Source organism: Bradyrhizobium sp. SZCCHNR1098, from assembly GCF_032489375.1.
GTDB lineage: Bacteria > Pseudomonadota > Alphaproteobacteria > Rhizobiales > Xanthobacteraceae > Bradyrhizobium.
Genome location: NZ_JAUEXY010000021.1, coordinates 61,653 through 77,958, shown reverse-complemented (window position 1 = coordinate 77,958; position 16,306 = coordinate 61,653). Strand labels below are relative to the sequence as shown.

At 58.9% G+C, this 16,306-nt stretch carries 16 protein-coding genes and 1 pseudogene; 11 read left to right on the top strand and 6 right to left on the bottom strand.

What is annotated here, in order from left to right:
- The first annotated feature begins 1 nt into the window (after position 1).
- Positions 2 to 397 (top strand): hypothetical protein, encoded by a 396-nt coding sequence (locus QX135_RS31550; protein WP_315744995.1) that lies wholly within the window; start codon positions 2 to 4, stop codon positions 395 to 397.
- Here QX135_RS31550 and QX135_RS31545 read toward each other — a convergent pair.
- Positions 325 to 741, bottom strand: a complete 417-nt coding sequence (locus tag QX135_RS31545) for a cytochrome-c peroxidase (protein WP_315744993.1) — start codon at positions 739 to 741, stop codon at positions 325 to 327. The genes QX135_RS31550 and QX135_RS31545 overlap by 73 nt on opposite strands.
- Positions 742 to 806: 65 nt before the next feature.
- Here QX135_RS31545 and QX135_RS31540 point away from each other — a divergent pair.
- Both QX135_RS31540 and QX135_RS31535 read left to right on the top strand, forming a co-directional pair.
- Positions 807 to 1,311 (top strand): annotated as a pseudogene (locus QX135_RS31540) (transposase); the annotation flags it as partial.
- A 336-nt stretch (positions 1,312 to 1,647) separates the two neighbouring features.
- Positions 1,648 to 2,316, top strand: coding sequence for a type 1 glutamine amidotransferase domain-containing protein (locus tag QX135_RS31535; protein ID WP_315744991.1), 669 nt, complete (start codon positions 1,648 to 1,650; stop codon positions 2,314 to 2,316).
- 546 nt (positions 2,317 to 2,862) lie between these two features.
- Here QX135_RS31535 and QX135_RS32485 read toward each other — a convergent pair.
- Positions 2,863 to 3,024, bottom strand: a complete 162-nt coding sequence (locus QX135_RS32485; protein ID WP_409997834.1) for a hypothetical protein — start codon at positions 3,022 to 3,024, stop codon at positions 2,863 to 2,865.
- Positions 3,025 to 3,395: 371 nt separating this feature from the next.
- On the opposite strand from QX135_RS32485, the gene QX135_RS31530 reads away from it, so the two are divergent.
- The 3 genes from QX135_RS31530 to QX135_RS31520 all read left to right on the top strand — a co-directional run bounded on the left by QX135_RS31530 (position 3,396) and on the right by QX135_RS31520 (position 6,115).
- The gene (locus tag QX135_RS31530) at positions 3,396 to 4,409 is read left to right on the top strand and encodes an alpha/beta fold hydrolase (RefSeq protein ID WP_315744990.1); all 1,014 of its coding nucleotides are present in this window, start codon (positions 3,396 to 3,398) and stop codon (positions 4,407 to 4,409) included.
- A gap of 454 nt (positions 4,410 to 4,863) precedes the next feature.
- A complete protein-coding gene (locus QX135_RS31525) occupies positions 4,864 to 5,616 on the top strand; it encodes an alpha/beta hydrolase (protein WP_315744988.1) in 753 nt (250 codons plus the stop codon).
- A gap of 334 nt (positions 5,617 to 5,950) precedes the next feature.
- Positions 5,951 to 6,115, top strand: a complete 165-nt coding sequence (locus tag QX135_RS31520; RefSeq protein ID WP_315744986.1) for a hypothetical protein — start codon at positions 5,951 to 5,953, stop codon at positions 6,113 to 6,115.
- Positions 6,116 to 6,442: 327 nt separating this feature from the next.
- On the opposite strand, the gene QX135_RS31515 is transcribed toward QX135_RS31520, so the two are convergent.
- On the bottom strand, positions 6,443 to 6,940 hold the full coding sequence (locus QX135_RS31515; protein ID WP_315744984.1) for a lactoylglutathione lyase: 498 nt from the start codon (positions 6,938 to 6,940) through the stop codon (positions 6,443 to 6,445).
- A 413-nt stretch (positions 6,941 to 7,353) separates the two neighbouring features.
- Between QX135_RS31515 and QX135_RS31510 the strand changes: the two genes are divergently transcribed.
- Both QX135_RS31510 and QX135_RS31505 read left to right on the top strand, forming a co-directional pair.
- Entirely contained in the window at positions 7,354 to 8,160 is an 807-nt protein-coding gene (locus QX135_RS31510; RefSeq protein WP_315744982.1) for an FUSC family protein, read from the top strand.
- A gap of 69 nt (positions 8,161 to 8,229) precedes the next feature.
- Complete coding sequence (locus QX135_RS31505; protein ID WP_315744980.1) at positions 8,230 to 8,988, top strand: alpha/beta hydrolase; 759 nt, start codon at positions 8,230 to 8,232, stop codon at positions 8,986 to 8,988.
- Between the two features lie 913 nt (positions 8,989 to 9,901).
- On the opposite strand, the gene QX135_RS31500 is transcribed toward QX135_RS31505, so the two are convergent.
- From QX135_RS31500 to QX135_RS31490, 3 genes are all read right to left on the bottom strand, one after another.
- Entirely contained in the window at positions 9,902 to 10,363 is a 462-nt protein-coding gene (locus tag QX135_RS31500; protein WP_315744978.1) for an aldo/keto reductase, read from the bottom strand.
- A gap of 66 nt (positions 10,364 to 10,429) precedes the next feature.
- Positions 10,430 to 10,783, bottom strand: a complete 354-nt coding sequence (locus QX135_RS31495) for a response regulator transcription factor (RefSeq protein WP_315744976.1) — start codon at positions 10,781 to 10,783, stop codon at positions 10,430 to 10,432.
- A gap of 40 nt (positions 10,784 to 10,823) precedes the next feature.
- Positions 10,824 to 11,450 (bottom strand): response regulator transcription factor, encoded by a 627-nt coding sequence (locus tag QX135_RS31490; protein WP_315744975.1) that lies wholly within the window; start codon positions 11,448 to 11,450, stop codon positions 10,824 to 10,826.
- Between the two features lie 213 nt (positions 11,451 to 11,663).
- Here QX135_RS31490 and QX135_RS31485 point away from each other — a divergent pair, with 213 nt between their 5' ends.
- The 3 genes from QX135_RS31485 to QX135_RS31475 all read left to right on the top strand — a co-directional run bounded on the left by QX135_RS31485 (position 11,664) and on the right by QX135_RS31475 (position 16,263).
- Positions 11,664 to 13,193, top strand: a complete 1,530-nt coding sequence (locus tag QX135_RS31485; RefSeq protein WP_315744974.1) for an ATP-binding protein — start codon at positions 11,664 to 11,666, stop codon at positions 13,191 to 13,193.
- Positions 13,194 to 14,155: 962 nt separating this feature from the next.
- Positions 14,156 to 15,589, top strand: a complete 1,434-nt coding sequence (locus tag QX135_RS31480) for an NAD-dependent succinate-semialdehyde dehydrogenase (protein ID WP_315744972.1) — start codon at positions 14,156 to 14,158, stop codon at positions 15,587 to 15,589.
- Between the two features lie 17 nt (positions 15,590 to 15,606).
- Complete coding sequence (locus QX135_RS31475) at positions 15,607 to 16,263, top strand: NAD(P)H-binding protein (RefSeq protein WP_315744970.1); 657 nt, start codon at positions 15,607 to 15,609, stop codon at positions 16,261 to 16,263.
- Positions 16,264 to 16,306 lie beyond the last annotated feature (43 nt).

Below are 16,306 nucleotides of genomic sequence, written 5' to 3'. Positions count from 1 at the left end.
AATGTTTGCATCGACCCGTCGTGAAAGTAAGGCCTGTGAAAAGGACGTTCCGCAGGTTGGGCGTCTTGAAGGCGGCAATTTCACTCTGCCTCTTCGTGACGAGAAAACGCCCCAAGATCGACATCTCGCCCTCGATCGCCACTATGTCGAGATCCAACTGCTGGCCCTTCACCAATTCACGCTTCGCCTGCTGTGCCAGAGGGCCAACGTGATGCTGGAGAATCCCAATCCCGATGTGATGGAACTTATTGTCGGAGAAAAACGTGACGTCCCGCTCATTCTCCGTCGGTGCACAGCAGAGATTGCAGCGCGCCTTGGTATTGATCAGATCCCAGCCGCGCTTGGCCGCGTCACTGATGGCGTTCGCATCTCCAGCGACGAAATTATCGAACGGTGAAACGAAGGAATCAGCGCGCGTCCGTAGCTCGCTATCGCGCGCAGCATTTCCTTCTCGTTTACCTCGCGGCCAGAGCCCTCCACGAATTGCGCTTGGTAGTTCTTATCGTCGGCGATCCTGGATGCAGCGTCGGCGACGCTGGATGAGCCCATTTCGAACGGGTTGGTGATCGAGAGGGCAGCCTGCTGCTCCAGCGTGTGAACACGGCCTTCGCAGAGCTGGGTCGTGTAATAGTACGCGTCGAGCGCCGTCGCGGCGTTGCGTTGACCGACGCGGCCGTAAATACCAACAGACTTCGACCGCCCATCAATGAAAGCGCGTGCCGGATTGTGACTGTGGCGCAAGCAACGATCCCGTCGCCCGAGAGCCGGCTGTCGAAGAACAGCTTCTGCCCCCGCTTCATCACTACAACCTGTTCGTGTTCATGGAAGTGAATCGACCCTGGCGCCAAGTCAAGGTCACCGAGCACCGCGCCGCCACCGACCGCGCCCAGTGCACACGCGAACTCGTGACGTGTACTATCCCAGGGCCGGTCGCATTCGCGTCGTGCTCGACAATCTGTCAACCCATACGGCCGGCGCGCTCTATTCGGCGTCCCCGGTCGACCAGGCGCGGGGCTTGCTGCGACGCCTGGAATTCCATCACACCCCGAAGCAAGCCAGCTGGCTCAACATGGTCGAGATCGGCGCTCTCGAGCAGCAATGTCTCGCTCGTCGCATCGACAGCTACGCCAAGCTCGTCCAAGAGACCCCGGCGTGGGAGAGACGTCGAAACACCGAGCGCGCCCAAATCAATAAATCAATTGGATGTTCACCACCGAACAGGCGCGCACCAAATTAGGCCGTGCCTATCCCAAAAAACCGGCCAAACCGGCAAAAAAACAAAGAGTCAAAACCTCTGTGTCGAGGTACTAGTCCTATCGCTTCGCGAAGCCTCACCGCCGACGCAAGGCGGCCGTCACTAGGGGCTTACGATACTTCCAAAGACCGCAAATCTTTACCTAAATTAACTCGTCTGCGTCACCCGGCAGCCTAAAGTGCGCTGCTACGTGCGAGAAGTTGCGGCCTTCATCGACAAAGCGCCTACAGAAGCGGACTGACATCACTTGCACTCTACGCAAAGGTCTTTCTTATCGGCCTATGAACAATAGCTTCCTTTGATCGGCGACCCGCTACACGCTGCTGGGTATAGCGAATTGTTAGCGAAGGATGAGGTTGGTTTGGTGCGTCCACACACTAAAGAGGGAAGTCATGACTATCCATGTTCTGTTTATTGTAACCAACGCAGCGGTGATCGGTCCGCACAATCGTAAAACAGGCTTCTTTTTCGCCGAGGTCGCGCATCCGTTCGATGTTCTTGACAAGGCAGGTATCGCCATCGAGTTCGCTTCCTTGAGAGGCGGATGGACACCATATGATGCCTACGACGAGAAAGATCGCGCGGAGAAGGTCTTCTTTGAAAGCAAGGCTTTTCGCCGCTTGAACCGCAGTCGCAAACTTGCGGACGTGGATGCTGCAGATTTTGATGCCATCTTCGTGCCAGGCGGTCTTGGACCAATGGTCGATATCCAGCGCAACCCTGTCGTTCAAAATACAGTTGTCCGCGCCTGGAGTACGGGAAAGTTTGTGACTGCCGTTTGTCACGGTCCGTGCGCGCTTCTCGGGGTTGACCTCGGCGATGGCAAGCCGTTCTTGCAAGGCAAAAAGCTCACCTCTTTCTCGAAGAAGGAAGAGCACGACTACGCGCTCAAAGACGTTCCCTACGAATTGGAAGATGCACTGCGGGCAGAGGGCGCCGAATATACGTCTGTAGCAAATTGGGAACCGCACGTCGTCGTCGACGGACGTCTGATCACCGGCCAGAATCCGGCGTCGGCCGGGCTACTTGCTGAGGAGCTTCTGGCTGCACTTAGAAAATAAGTGATTAGGCGGCCGAGCAACGCTGGGCAAAAGTCACTTTCCCGCGGGCCAGCTATGACATACCGTCAAAATTACTGCTATCTTAGTCGCTTATCCGGGCAAGAGCGATTGCGTACGCTAAAATAGCAGTCGTTGCGGCCTTGAGAGTTTTACCGAGACGACACTGCGAGCGAAGCTTATCGAGCCTCGCATCATTATCAAGCCTATTCGGCCAAGGTTTCGGCATTTGCCGAGCGTATGTCGATGACGGCGGAGGCGGTAGACGGAAGATGACTGAGTAATCGTCATCTTGGTTGCGTGTTCCGCGTCCGATCCACGAATATCATCTTGAGAGAGCACCGCGACTGAACTGCTGCGAGCATCATGTCGACCTTGTGGCTTCAAAAAGTAAAATGAGCTCGCCGCTCTGCCGGGCCGAGCAGTCCCGAGGTTGCGTTGTCGTTGGCTTCATCAGCGATCACTTTCGCCTTCCAGAGCGCACGGACTGGCGCAAAACTCTCATCGCGGAGCTCGACGAATATGTTGAGGAGAGATACGAAATCGGCATCATAATCCTTGATCGTCTGTCGACGAGCGACTATTCCGCGACCGCAGGGTGGTGTTGCCCGTCTTGCAAAGCCGCTCGGCGATGTCGTCCGTAACCGTGAAGATTTCCGACGCCTGATCGTCCAGCAATAGGTGATAGCCGCGAAAGCGCGGCCCGGTCATATACCAATGATAGTTCCTGGTCTTGCAATGGCGGCAAAGATGTCCGTCAGGATCGTGTTGAAACGTTCTGTGCCACGCTAGCGAGTGTAACGCGGACCTCTTCGCTCGTTATCCTTCGCGCCGCGATCTCGATGGAGGCAATTGTCGACATCAAGTCGTTCGCAAACCGATGGGTTGGCTTTTCGAGAACGATAACTCCTCGTACGCTGTCCGGGATTGATCCGCCGACTGTCTAGACCGTCCCTCTCCAAAGGAGCATGCTGCGTGCTCGATAATGTCTCAGCACCCTTTACATTCCTTTACTGGATCTCAGGTCGATTACACCCGATTATTGCCAAGAGACCCGACGTGTACCTACTGAAGGAGCCGCTATGCGACTTTCTTGCGCGACCGTCATTGCATTGACCATTGCAAGCGCGCATCCAGCGTTTGGGCAGTCCACGACATCGGCATTTGGACCGGCCGAAACGCCCGTTCGTCGTTGCATTTCGCCGACGCCCGTCGGCAGCGTAGACGCTTCAACGGTTCATTACCGCACGGCCGTGATCAGCGGCGTGAACGTGTTCTATCGCGAAGCCGGGCCAGTAGATGGACCCGTCGTGCTCCTTCTGCACGGCTTTCCGACATCCTCACACATGTTCCGCAACCTGATCCCGAATCTGGCCCACCGATACCGTGTCATCGCGCCGGATTACCCGGGCTTCGGGCAAAGCGATTCGCCGGATCGCAGCCGATTTTCCTATTCGTTCGCTAACTATGCCGAGATGATCGACGCGTTGCTAAATCAACTCGGAGCGAAGCGCTACGCCATGTACGTCATGGATTATGGCGCACCGGTCGGCTATCGCCTCGCCATCAAGCATCCAGCGCGTGTGACTGCCCTCATCATCCAGAACGGCAACGCCTACGAAGAGGGGCTGCGGGAGGCCTGGGACCCAATCAAGGCGTATTGGAAGGAAGGGACGGAGGAGCGGAGGAATGCGATTTCGTCCCTCGTCTCTCTCCCAGCGACGAAATTCCTGTACACCGATGGTGTCCGCGATCCGACGCGCATCAGTCCTGATAACTGGCTCCACGACCAAGCGCTACTGGATCGTCCGGGCAACAAAGACATTCAGCTCGATCTGTTCTACGACCACCGGACCAACGTCCCGCTTTACGCTGCGTTCCAGGCCTTTTTCCGCGAATGGAAGCCGCCCGCTCTAATTGTCTGGGGGAAGAACGACAAGGTCTTCGCCGAAGTCGGCGCACACGCCTATCTGCGCGACTTGCCCGACGCCGAGTTGCACCTCCTCGACACCGGTCACTTCGCGCTCGAGGACCAACTCGACGTGATGGCGCCGCTGATCAACGATTTTCTCGACCGAATGAATGAACGACGCTGACGCATGCTTTCGCACGAACCAGACCATGGCCTACTTAGCTCAAGGAAGAATGAGTTATGTCCAAGGGAAAAATACAGATCCTGGTGTCGACAGCGACCCGGATCGACGTGCGCATAGGCACGAGTCGGACCGGTCCAACCGGCCATTACTTCAATGAACTGGTCGTGCCACCAGCCACGGTGGACATTGAGGGGTGTTCAGGGTCGTGTTTGCAACTCCGACTGGGCGCCAGCCCACCAGCGACGATGCGCCCGACTCGGCCATGTATTTCGTTAATACCACGAACGCGTATCAGCGCGCGAAGGCTCATCAACGGCGGGAATCCTGGTCTGATTATCTTTTCGCAAAATTGATCAACTCTGTGCGCAATGGCACCGTCGTTCCGTTATGACGGCCAGATCGTCGATCCAATCCAACATTCCAAACGCCGCCCTCACAACACGAGAGGAATCCCATGAACGATCGGGCATCTTTGTTGGCCTTCTCCGCTCTCGCATTAACGTCGACCTCCTCGGTAGCCCAGCAACAGAAGACGACATCCGTCGTACTCGTGCATGGCGCGTTCGTCGATGGCTCAGGCTGGCAAGCGGTATACGATCTCCTCAGCAACGTCGGATACGAGGTACTGGTGGTCCAGAATCCGACTATCACGCTCGAGGGTGATGTCGCCGCCACGGAAGCCGTGATCGCAGCAGCCAAATACCCTGTCACGCTGGTTGGCCACTCGTATGGCGGCATGGTGATCACCCAGGCCGGCACCAATCCGAAGGTCAAGAGCCTGGCTTACGTCGCGGCGTTTGCGCCGGATGCTGGCGAATCTGCCGCATCGCTGAATGAATGGCCAGCAGAGCCCGGTGAGGCGAAGGCGCCCCTGCTGCCGCCGCAGGACGGGTACCTGCTGGTTGATCCCGTGAAGTTCCCGGCTTCCTTCGCCGCTGATTCCCCTGAGGCACTCACCAAATTCATGGCGGTCGCGCAGGTGCCATGGGGACTGAAGGCCGTCGAAGCCAAGATCACGAAAGTTGGCTGGAAGGCAAAGCCGAGCTCCTTCCTGATCCCGTCTCAGGACCGCATGATAACGCCGAGTTCACAAAGGAAGATGGCCCAGCGAAGCGGTGCGCGCACGGAAGAGATCAAGAGCAGCCACGCGGTCATGTTGTCTCATCCGCGCGAGGTCGCCGCGTTCATCGAGTCTGCCGATCGATGATCGACGCGATCAACTCACTCGAAACGGGGTACACTGGTTCGTGGAGGTCACGCGATGATTATAGCCGTAAAGGATCGCCGCAGTCCTGACCGCGCGTCCCAAAAAGGTGCAAGGACTCTGGTTGTTGCTCGACGAGATGGCTGCCCAATGCAGGGCGGAGCCAGGCAATATGCGCTGAGACGCGCCCCGTGATAGGCGAGGCTGAGGCTCTCCTCGACCAGCGCATTGATGTCAGCGGAGCGGCGCTCGCCTGTGCGGTCGCGCGGGTGCAGCAGCGTACTTTTGACGGTGAAGTCGGCTCGCCCACCATGCTAGACAGTTCCCGAGATTGTCCTTGAGAACAATCAATTCGTCGGCCTTCGAACGGATTATCTTCTGCGACGATGATCGGCTTCAAGAGATCATTAAAATCGTCCGTCAGTTCAACGGCCAACGCCGTAAAGTTGTTGACGAAATTGAGCGTATTTTGATTTGGTGGGCGACGCCCGCGGTGAGCTGACCAAGAGAAGCAAGATGGTCGGTCGAGAAGGCATTGTCGGGTACGCTGGAATATTCAGCTCGGGGACCGTCTTGCCCACTCGCTCGCGCGCAAGTCATCCCGACGGCCAACAACAAGCCAAAAGAACGCACCTTGATCGGATGCAGCATTGTCAGCCCTCCACATCCCCGCCAAGAAATCGGGCACTCAGCCAGCGCTTCGGGGGCGCCGAAGCTGTTCGAGAGCTTGTTGGAAAGTCTGCTTCACGGGGGCGAGCGCCTGGACGAACGCAAGCTGCTCGCCTGCCAGCCCTTTGCAGTAGATCAGCGACCAGCCATTCGATTTGCCTCAAGCAATCTTGTTGGCATCGGCGCTCGGGGGCGCGGCCTTGCGCTGATCTTCCGTTTGCACCGAAACAACGCGGTTCGCTTTGACCAGAGTCATGCCGCCGCGGGCGCATAGGGCCTCGAGATCGTTGATGAAATTTGAAAAATTCACATCATCGTGGATGTAGTAGCAGATATGCATGGGTCGTGGGTAAGCGGGGCTCATATGGTCGCGTGGCTCCGCCCAGCTGTTTCCGCGTCCCATCGGCTGGTCCGCTTTGCGATGCTGAAAGAGCTCGATCACAAAAATGTCGAACTGAACGAAGCGGAGGTCCAGCCGCTGCGTGCCGCCCGTTAAGTCGGGCAGGCCGATCGAACGTGGATCGACCTTGAGCTCTCGCGCTACGATGTCCTGGTCGGTAATAAGCGTGTTATGGATCGGGAGGCCGTGAAGATCGCCATCCCGCATGACCTCGTTGCCGCCGAGAACCTGGGTATAAGCCTCGAAGGCCCGGTCCATATTCTGGACCGTAGGTCCGTTCGTTAGCAAGGAAAGCGATGAACAGGGCGGCGCCCCTAGCAAACAGCTTGACCACGATGCGGACCCGAGCCAATCGAGCCGATTGGCCTGATCGAGCCCCGCATAGAGCACCTACAATGAAGAGCCGAACAACAGCGCAGCTGAACGTCACGCCGCCGAGGCGTAAACTTGATCGATTTGCCGCCACCTGTTTCCACGCCAAAGAGTGCCATGACGGACTTCTTGGCGATTGAGGGAGGCGGCGCTGTGTGAACATCGGATCTGGGTTGTCATGAACCAACTCACGGCTCGGGACTTGATTCACGCGTCCGTTATGGCGGCAGCCTGCGCTGGCGCCTACCTACTGACGACTGAATTGCTCGGCGGCTTTATCGATCGGAGCGATACCCTCCTTGGAGGAGTGGGCCGCTGTCGCAACACTGTTCGTCCTCCGCGAGACGCGCCAGGGGAGCCTTTCATCCGGAATTTCGCGGTTGGCCGCGACTTTCGTGAGCTTCGTTCTATGCTTCATCTACATTGCCCTGTCTCCTGTCAATGCGGCGGGCATAGGCCTCGTGATCGGCCTAGGCGCCATTGTGATGATGGTGCTGGGACGGCACGAGGATATGGTGACGATCGGGATCACGACGACGGTTGTGCTGGTCGTCGCTGCCATCGATCCGAAGCATGCGCTGGCGCAGCCATCGCTCCGTCTGCTCGACACCGTGGTTGGGATCAGGGTCGGCACGCTGGCGAAAGGGCCGTGGCCCAAGCTGACATCGTCCCGGCTTCCGACGACGCGTCCCATTCGAAAGAGAGGCAGGCCGGCGCATGACAGACGCCGACCGGATGGGCGCCCTGCCGATCGCAAGAAGCGCGTGGTGCGCACGCTCCTACCGGAAAAGGAAGTGCCGATACTCATCGTCGACACCTGTGACGGTTATCCCGAAGCAAGCCACCCACGCGATCAGCGCTTAGTGCGGTCGGCACGATTTATCCACGCCCAGCGCTTTTACATCTTTAAACTCGCTTTATCGCGACCAGACGCTTCTACTGGTCGCATAACCGCGGCCGGACTGGAAGATATGACCGTCAGAGCGAACGTTTCAACGCAAGACGAACTGCAAGCGATGCTCCCGACGATCGATCTCGTATACCGCATCCACTCTCGCTATGACGTGTGCACAGCGGTGCGCGGCCGCAAGTTTATAGCTACGTGACCGAGCAAAGTTATCGATGATCTCGTATCGACAAAACCAAGACCTCCCACCAAATGAAGGAATGCAGCAATGAAGTCGTATAAAGGCGTTTTGAGCCTGAGCCTCCTAACAGCTATGGTCGCGATCAGCCAACAAGTCTTGGCTGCCGAACCAAAAGCCAAGACCGCCGTCCTTGTGCATGGTGCGTTCGCGGACGGGTCGAGCTGGGAGAAAGTCATTCCTTATCTCGAGAAGGCCGGGCTTAAGGTCATTGCAGTCCAGAACCCGCTGGACTCGCTAGACAACGACGTCGCCGCGACCAAGCGGGCCATCCGGAATGCCGAAGGTCCTGTCGTCCTCGTCGCCCATTCCTGGGGTGGTGCCGTCATAACTGAAGCGGGAAATGACGAAAAGGTCAAATCGCTCGTGTATGTGGCGGCATACGCGCCCGATAAGGGTGAATCGGTGAAAAGCGCCACCTCGAAATATCCGGATCCCGAGAGCCTCAAGGCCTTCGTCAAGGATCCGGACGGTTATCTCAAGATCAGCGATGAAGGCATCAGGAAGTATTTCGCGGCCGACCTTCCGCCCAAGGAACAGGCTGTCGTAGCGGCGACGCAGGGACCCTTCCACATCAGGACACTCACCGCTCCGATGAGCCAGGCTGCCTGGCGGGAGAAGCCGACCTTCATGGTCGTCGCAACGAGGGATGCGATCATTCCGCCGCAAATGGAGCGCGACCAGGTGAAGGCGGCCAAGGCCACGGCAGTCGAGGTGCCCTCGAGCCACGTCGCGATGCTGGCCTTCCCGAAAGAAGTCTCCGAGCTGATCATCAAGGCGGCGGAGTAGCGCTGCCGCAGGCGATATTGCCGACCGCCACATTGGTCGGCATGTCCTGAAACAACGGTCAACAGGAAGGAGTCATTATGGCCATAAAGACGATCGTTCTTATGCATGGAGCTTTTGCCGACTGTTCTTTCTGGGCAAAGGTCATTCCGCAGCTCACGAAACGTAGATTGAAAGCAATCGCCGTTCAAAACTGTTCCGCTAGCTGGTGGACGATGTTACGGCTGCCCACCGGGTGATTGGGATACAAAAAGGTCTGGTTCTCCGGGTCGGTCAAGGCTAGGGCGGCGCCGTCGATGCGGAATCGGATGTTGGTATGCGGGCTGGAATTATTTTCGTCTCCTGACATTCATGCGGCGAGCCGCGGCGGAATGTGAAGAAAAGTGACGATCGGGGCGGTCCGAAGGAGGAGCTCCGGCGGCTTGCGCCCCGACCTACGCATGGCGCGCCGCTATCCGTATGGCATTTAGCATTGGAAAGACGTGGGCTTATCGGCCAGACCTTTTGAAAGCCAAAGTCGTCAGGCATTCCGAACTTGTAGCGAGGGTAGAACCACACCAGACGGAGCTCAACTTAATCGGCGTAACGGTGCGTAGGATCTCGTGGGGCGTGAATTTATCCGGTGTGAGACGCCGGCATAATACGCACTTTTTGTCGATCGGCAGCGGCGAGTCGGCGGCCACAAGCTCTCGCTTTCCCAGCTCAAGCCAAAATTCGGCGGAAATTTTGGGTCCTGAGGGCTGCATGATCTTCGAGGATGCGTCCCGGTTTGCTGGCCCCGGGAATGCCGGCGGCTGAAGCCGGGTGCGCCAGCGAGAAGTGCAGCGCCGCTGCCTTGATCGGTATGTCATATTCTGCGCAGAGTGCGGAGATCTGCTCGACCTTGACGGCAATTGCTGGTGGCACAGCCCCGTATTCAGACTGACGCCGGCCTGTGAGTACGCCGGAGCTGTAGGGGCCCCCGATGGAGGGCAATCTCGTGATCGAGCAGCGTATACCGGTCTGCGAGCAAGGTGGCGTCCGGATCCGCTTCGCTAAGAGCAAGCAGAAGTTTCACAGGCTCGACCTTATTGACGCCGAGGCCCCAGCTCTTGATCACACCCTCGTCGCGCAGTTTCGACAAAGCGCGGAGAGCCGCCGTTCGAGCGGTTTCAAATAATGCGAGCCAGCGATCACCATAGAAGTCCTGGGCGATGTCGTGCACCCATACGAAGTCGATATGGTCGATCTTCATGCGTTTGAGGCTGTCCTCGATCGATTTCATGGTGCCATCGGCCGAATAGTCGGGGACGATCTTGTTGGGCCGACCATGTTTGAAGATCTCGCCCTTCTCGCCATGGTCGCGGCCACTCGGATCTTCGTCCTCGTCGAGTATCAACCGGCCAACCTTTGAGCTGAGAACGTAATCGCTGCGAGGACGTCCGAGCAGTAGTATGCAGAGGATTCAGGCACTCAGCGCGCGTTCGATGAAGCCGAGCAACTTTTCGACGTCGATGGGTTTTCGGAGAAAGCCGATCGCGCCTCCGGAAAGCGCTTTCTTCTCGAGGTCTGGTTCGGTGCGTGCCGTTATCATGATGAGAGGAAGAGAGCGTTCGAGCTTTTGAAGGCATTCCTGCAACTCGAAGCCGCTCATTCCAGGCATATGAATATCAGTGATCGCGCAAGTGAAGCGTTCGAAATCAACTGATGCGAGAAAATCTTCGGCAGATGCGAAGGCGAAAGCGTCGTATCCAAGGGATCGGGTTAGAGAGACCAGCATCTCCCGTACGGCGAGGTCATCATCAACAATGGAGATCATTTCTGTCGCCGCCTGCGAAGTTGGATGGTCCTAGTCGACCTCAGCGCGTCTTATCCTTGAGGGCATCTGCCATGCGAACTAGTTCCGCAAGGGAATGGGCTTGCATTTTGCGCATCACTGCACCGCGATGCATCTTGACCGTGATCTCGCTGAGGCCGAGGTCGCCGGCGACCTGCTTGTTCAGCTTGCCGGACGTCACCAGCATCATCACTTCGCGCTCGCGCAAGGAGAGCGCCGCGAACCGTTCGGCGGCGGCCATCGCAAAGTCTTCGGTCGAGCGCCGCACAAGATCGCGATTGATCGCCATCGTGACCGCATCGATCATGTCTTGGTCTCGGAATGGCTTCGGCAGGAAGTCGACGGCACCGGCCTTCATTCCTCTGACGCTCATCGGGATATCGCCGTGTCCGGTCATCAACACCACGGGCAATCTCACCCCGATTTCTTGGAGCTGCTCTTGGAAATCCAGGCCGTTGATTCCTGGAAGGCGAATGTCCAGAACGATGCAGCCGGGTCCTTCCGGTGGGCTCTCCTTCAGGAACTCCTGCGTGGTGCCGTAGCTACGGACATTGAACCAAACCGACCGCAGCAAGCTATCGAGCATCAGGCGCACCGAGTCATCGTCATCGATGACGTGTACGGTAGGTGTTTCGTTCGCTTGAGCCATTTGCGCGGGCCACACATCAACGGGTTACACTCGATATCATAAGTTGCGCCGGCTCGCATTAAACTAAGGTGCTGGAACGACAGCAAGAGGCATATACCAAGGTGTGGGTCGGAGAGACCCTTGCGATGTTGGCCTTCGACAGACTGGCCATCACACTGCAGGCGTACGCCTAGTGTTCTGACGCTCTGCTCGAAGAAGCAAGGAGAAACTTCGATGAACACGCCTCTCAGGGTGCTTGCCTCGGACCAAGCCGGGGTCGTTCACATCAAACAGGAGGGACTTAATCTTGGGCCGGCGACGGCAGCTAGGCAGTTCATCGGTTTCGATCCGCTTTCTGCTGATGGAGCTCCCATTTTTGATCCCGAACTGATCGCGGAGGAGTGCTACGAATTCGCGGGCTTTCGACTGCTTCCGAAACGGCGGGCTCTCGTGCGTGGGGCAGACCGCATCGCAATTGGAGGGCGGGCGCTCGACTTGCTTTGTTTGCTGGTAGCCCGAGCCGGCGACGTGGTGGGCTTCGCTGACCTGATGCGCCTAGTCTGGCCCAATGTGACGGTCGAGGAAGCAAATGTGCGCGTGCAGATTAACATCCTCAGAAAGATCCTGTCGCAATGGGAGGAGGCGAACTGCGCCATCAATACGGTACCGAACCGGGGTTATTGCTTCGTCCTGCCCGTGCGCCATCATCCGGGTGGGGAAGGATCGACCGGCTCAAGGGCCCAACCAAGTCCAACGCTGCCCATCCTCGCCGGCAAAATCGTGGGGCGGGATGATGCGATCAGGATCATCGAAGATGCATTGGAGGAAAGCCGCCTGGTCACAATCACCGGTCCTGGCGGGATCGGCAAGACGACTGTTGCGATCGCGACGGTCAAGCGGTACGCGGAGAATTTTCGGGGCTTGGTCCGGTTTATCGATTTGTCGAACGTCAACGACGGCTCAGCAGCAATTCGGGTCATCGCTGAAGCGTTGCATCCAATGACGGAACGAGATTTCATGGACGGGCTCTGCGCACGCGTTGGAGCCGATGATGCCCTTTTGGTGCTCGACACTTGCGAGCATATCGTGGAGGACATCGCCATGCTGGCTGAGACACTGCTGGGTCGATGCCCTGGCCTGAGATTGCTTGTAACCAGCCGAGAGACGCTGCGTGCCGCGGGAGAATGGATCCACAGCCTGCCCTCGTTGATGTTTCCGGGGGAGGGACAGGAGATCGACGAGAGACACCTGAACAACTTCTCGGCGGTGTCCTTGTTCATCGAGCGTGTTAGGTCGACGACCAGGTTTCAACCGTGCCGGCGGGATCTACCGAAAATAGCTGAAATTTGTCGGAGGCTGGACGGCATACCTCTCGCGCTCGAGCTCGCCGCGGCCCGGGTTGCGGAACTAGGACTCCGCGAAATTGCTTCCCGCCTCGACAATCGCTTCACCATTCTGACAAAGGGGCGCCGGACCGCTCTGCCCAGGCATCGTACCCTCGCCGCAGCCTTCGATTGGAGTTATGGCCTGCTGTCGGACCAAGAGCAGCGGATGCTGGTGCACCTCGCGGCTCTTCGCGGCTCTTTTACGGCCGAACGTGCCATTGCAAGCTGTGGCGGGAGCGCAGGCCAGCTCCCCGCGGAGGTATTCTACAGCCTTCTGGACAAATCGTTTCTCGCGGTGGAAAGGGCAGGTGATGCGCCAATGTTCCGCCTGCTTGAGACGACGAGAGCCTACGCGGCAAACGTCGCACGTTCGCTGTAAGGTTCAGGCCGCTGGTCAAACGCGGCAGACCTGCATGTGCGGTGCGGCTTCGCGACTTTCGTTGGCCTGCGGCGACTTAGCATCGTGGATGTTGGAGACAGGTCACGATCTGAGCTCGAAGCCGGCTGCCTGGCCCCGCTGGGTGGGTTTTGCGTCCGGATCCGCGCCGCGGCCCGATGTTCAAGCTGAGTCAGACCCGAGGAAGGTCCGAGACGCTGCGGGCCGATTGGGGCGCACTGCCTGCGGAGGCGGACGCCCGGGTCGAGGAGACCATCGCGCTGGGCGAGGCGCGCAGCGCCACTACTCTAGGCTCCCGCGGGGAGAAGGGTGAAAGCGTCCCCGCCTGATTTCTTCGCGTCAGGCCGGCATTCCATTGCTAGGCCCATTTCCTCCGATAATAGGGGCCTTGGAACCGAGAGTCGATCAGGTGGAAGTATCCGGTCAGGCCCAAACTCGCGTTTGAGGGCGCGCGCTGCGCCTGGCTTCGTGTGGCATTTGTTTCAGATCGTCCGGGTACGAACCGCGGTATCGGACCGAACTGCGGCGTCGGCCCGTCGAGGTCTATGAATACCTCGTCGCGATAACACCAGCCCCAGCCTTCCGGCGGGTCGTAGCCTTCGATGATGGGGTGCCCGGTGAGCTCAAAATGCTTGGTGGCGTGCTCGGAGAGGGCGGCGCCACGACCCTGATCTCGATCCCCGGTAACGGATCGCCTGGCGGGCTTCACTGAGACGGCCGGACGCCCCTGGCCTCCGGGCGCGGCGGCCCCGGCCGAAGGCGGAGCCGCTGCGTGAGCTCAGACCAAAGAACGGCGTCTCCGGACGCGCCTCCCGCACCGGCCCAACGCCACCGCCCGGATGCGACGGACGCCGTGAAAGTTGATTTTACCTCGCTTTACTTGCTCGCTGAAGAGTCGCTGGCAATGTGAACGCGAAGAGCCACAGAAAGCAGGAGAGCGACATATGGCGGAAGAGAGAGCGATCGCAGTAGCTGCACCCAATCTCTTCCAAACGGTCAATCCAGCGACTGGCGAGAAGGGAGCTGCCTATCCGGGGCATACCGGGGACCAGGCGTTGTCGATTGCGACCGATGTTCATCGCGCGCAAGTCGTATGGCGCCGAGCGAGCTTCAAGGAGCGCGCTCCCTTGATGAAAAAGGCCGCGGAGGTCATTCGCGACAATCGCACGCGCTATGCCAAGCTGATGACGGAGGAGATGGGCAAACCGGTCACCGACGGTCTTGCCGAGCTCGAGAAATGTGCGTCCTGCTGCGACTATTTCGCGGAGTCCGCGGAAGGGTTCCTTAAACCGAAGCCTCTCGATATGAGCGCTGGCTATGCCGGCCCGGGCGCGCCGCCTAAAGCGTTCGCGACTTTCAATCCGCTTGGCGTCATCCTTGCGGTGATGCCGTGGAATTTTCCGTTCTGGCAGGTTATCCGGTTCGCCGCGCCGCATCTGATGGCCGGCAACGGTGGTGTCTTGAAGCACGCCTCCAACGTACCGGGCTGCGCCTTGGCGCTGGAGGAGATATTCAAGCTAGCAGGATTTCCCGCCGACTTGTTCCGGACCGTGCTGCTGTCTTCGAAGGACTTGCGGCCGCTGATCGAAGATCCGCACATCGCCGCAGTAACGCTGACCGGCAGTGTTGCTGCAGGGAAGTCGGTTGCGGCGATCGCGGGCGGCGTCATGAAGAAAGGCGTCTATGAACTCGGCGGCTCGGACGGTTATATCGTGCTCGACGATGCCGATCCGGTCGCCGCCGCCAGGATCTGTGCGCGCGGTCGCATGGTGAATGGGGGCCAGAGCTGTATTGCGGCCAAGCGCTTTGTTGTGGTCGAGAGCGTCAAGCAGGCTTTTGAGCGCGCCCTGGTCGAGGAGATGAAGCGCTTCGAAATGGGAGATCCCAACGATCCCAATACCCTTCTTGGACCGATGGAAAGCGTGCATTCGCGGGACCAGATCGCAAGCCAGGTCCGGCAAAGCGTCAAAAACGGCGCCCAAGTCCTGTTGGGCGGCGACGTCCCGAAGCGCGCCGGCGCGTGGTTCCCGGCAACGATCCTGACGAACGTTTTGCCGGGCCAGGCGGCCCATGACGAGGAGCTGTTCGGCCCAGTCGCCGCGGTCATATCCGCAAAGGACGAGCGAGACGCGATTCGTATCGTGAATGCGAGCGAGTTCGGATTGGGATCCGCGATCATAACCGCCGACACGGAAAGGGGCGAGCGCATCGCGGCCGAGGAGTTGGAAGCGGGAGCGGCCTTCGTCAATCAGAACGTTCGGTCCGATCCCAGGCTGCCGTTCGGCGGCGTGAAGAACAGCGGCTACGGCAGGGAAGTGTCGGAGTTCGGCATTCGGGAGTTCTGCAACATCAAGACGGTGTTCGTCGAGAAGCTGTAGGCCAGACGGGGACGCGCGTGAGAATCTTCATTGTCGGCATTTCCGGAGAGACCGGATTCAGACTGGCGAGCCTGCTCAAACGGCGAGGCGATGAGGTCGACGGCCTGTATCGCCGGGTCGACCAAGGTGAAAAGCTGCGCTCGATCGGGGTTGCCGGCACGCATGGCGATCTCGTCCGAATGGATCAGACGAAGCTGGCGCACCATTTCTCCGGGAGTGACGTCATTGTGTTCTCGGCCGGCGCGGGCGATGCCGACAGCGATGCCATGATCGATATGGTCGACGGCGACGGCGTGACCAAATCGATCGCCGCCGCCAGGCGGGCTGGAGTCGAGCGCTTCGTCCTGGTCTCGGTGTTTCCCGAAGCCGGTCGCCGGGAAGGATGGGGCGAAAGCTTCGAGCACTACATCGCAGTCAAGAAGCGTGCCGACGTGGAATTGTCGCGAACCGAGCTGGACTGGGTCATCATACGGCCGTCCTCGCTCAACAATGAGCCCGGCGTCGGCGCTGTCAGCCTGGGGCCCGCCGAGTTCCACACCAACATCAGTCGTGACGACGTAGCGGCAACCATGGCGCAAGTGATACATACGCCGGCCTTGCGGCGCAAAATCCTGGAGTTGACGGAGGGGGCGACGCCCATCGAAACCGCCGTCGCCGTGCAGGCCGCCGGCTGAGTGAGATCGGCGCTTTGCGTCCCTTGCGATCAAGGGGCGCAAC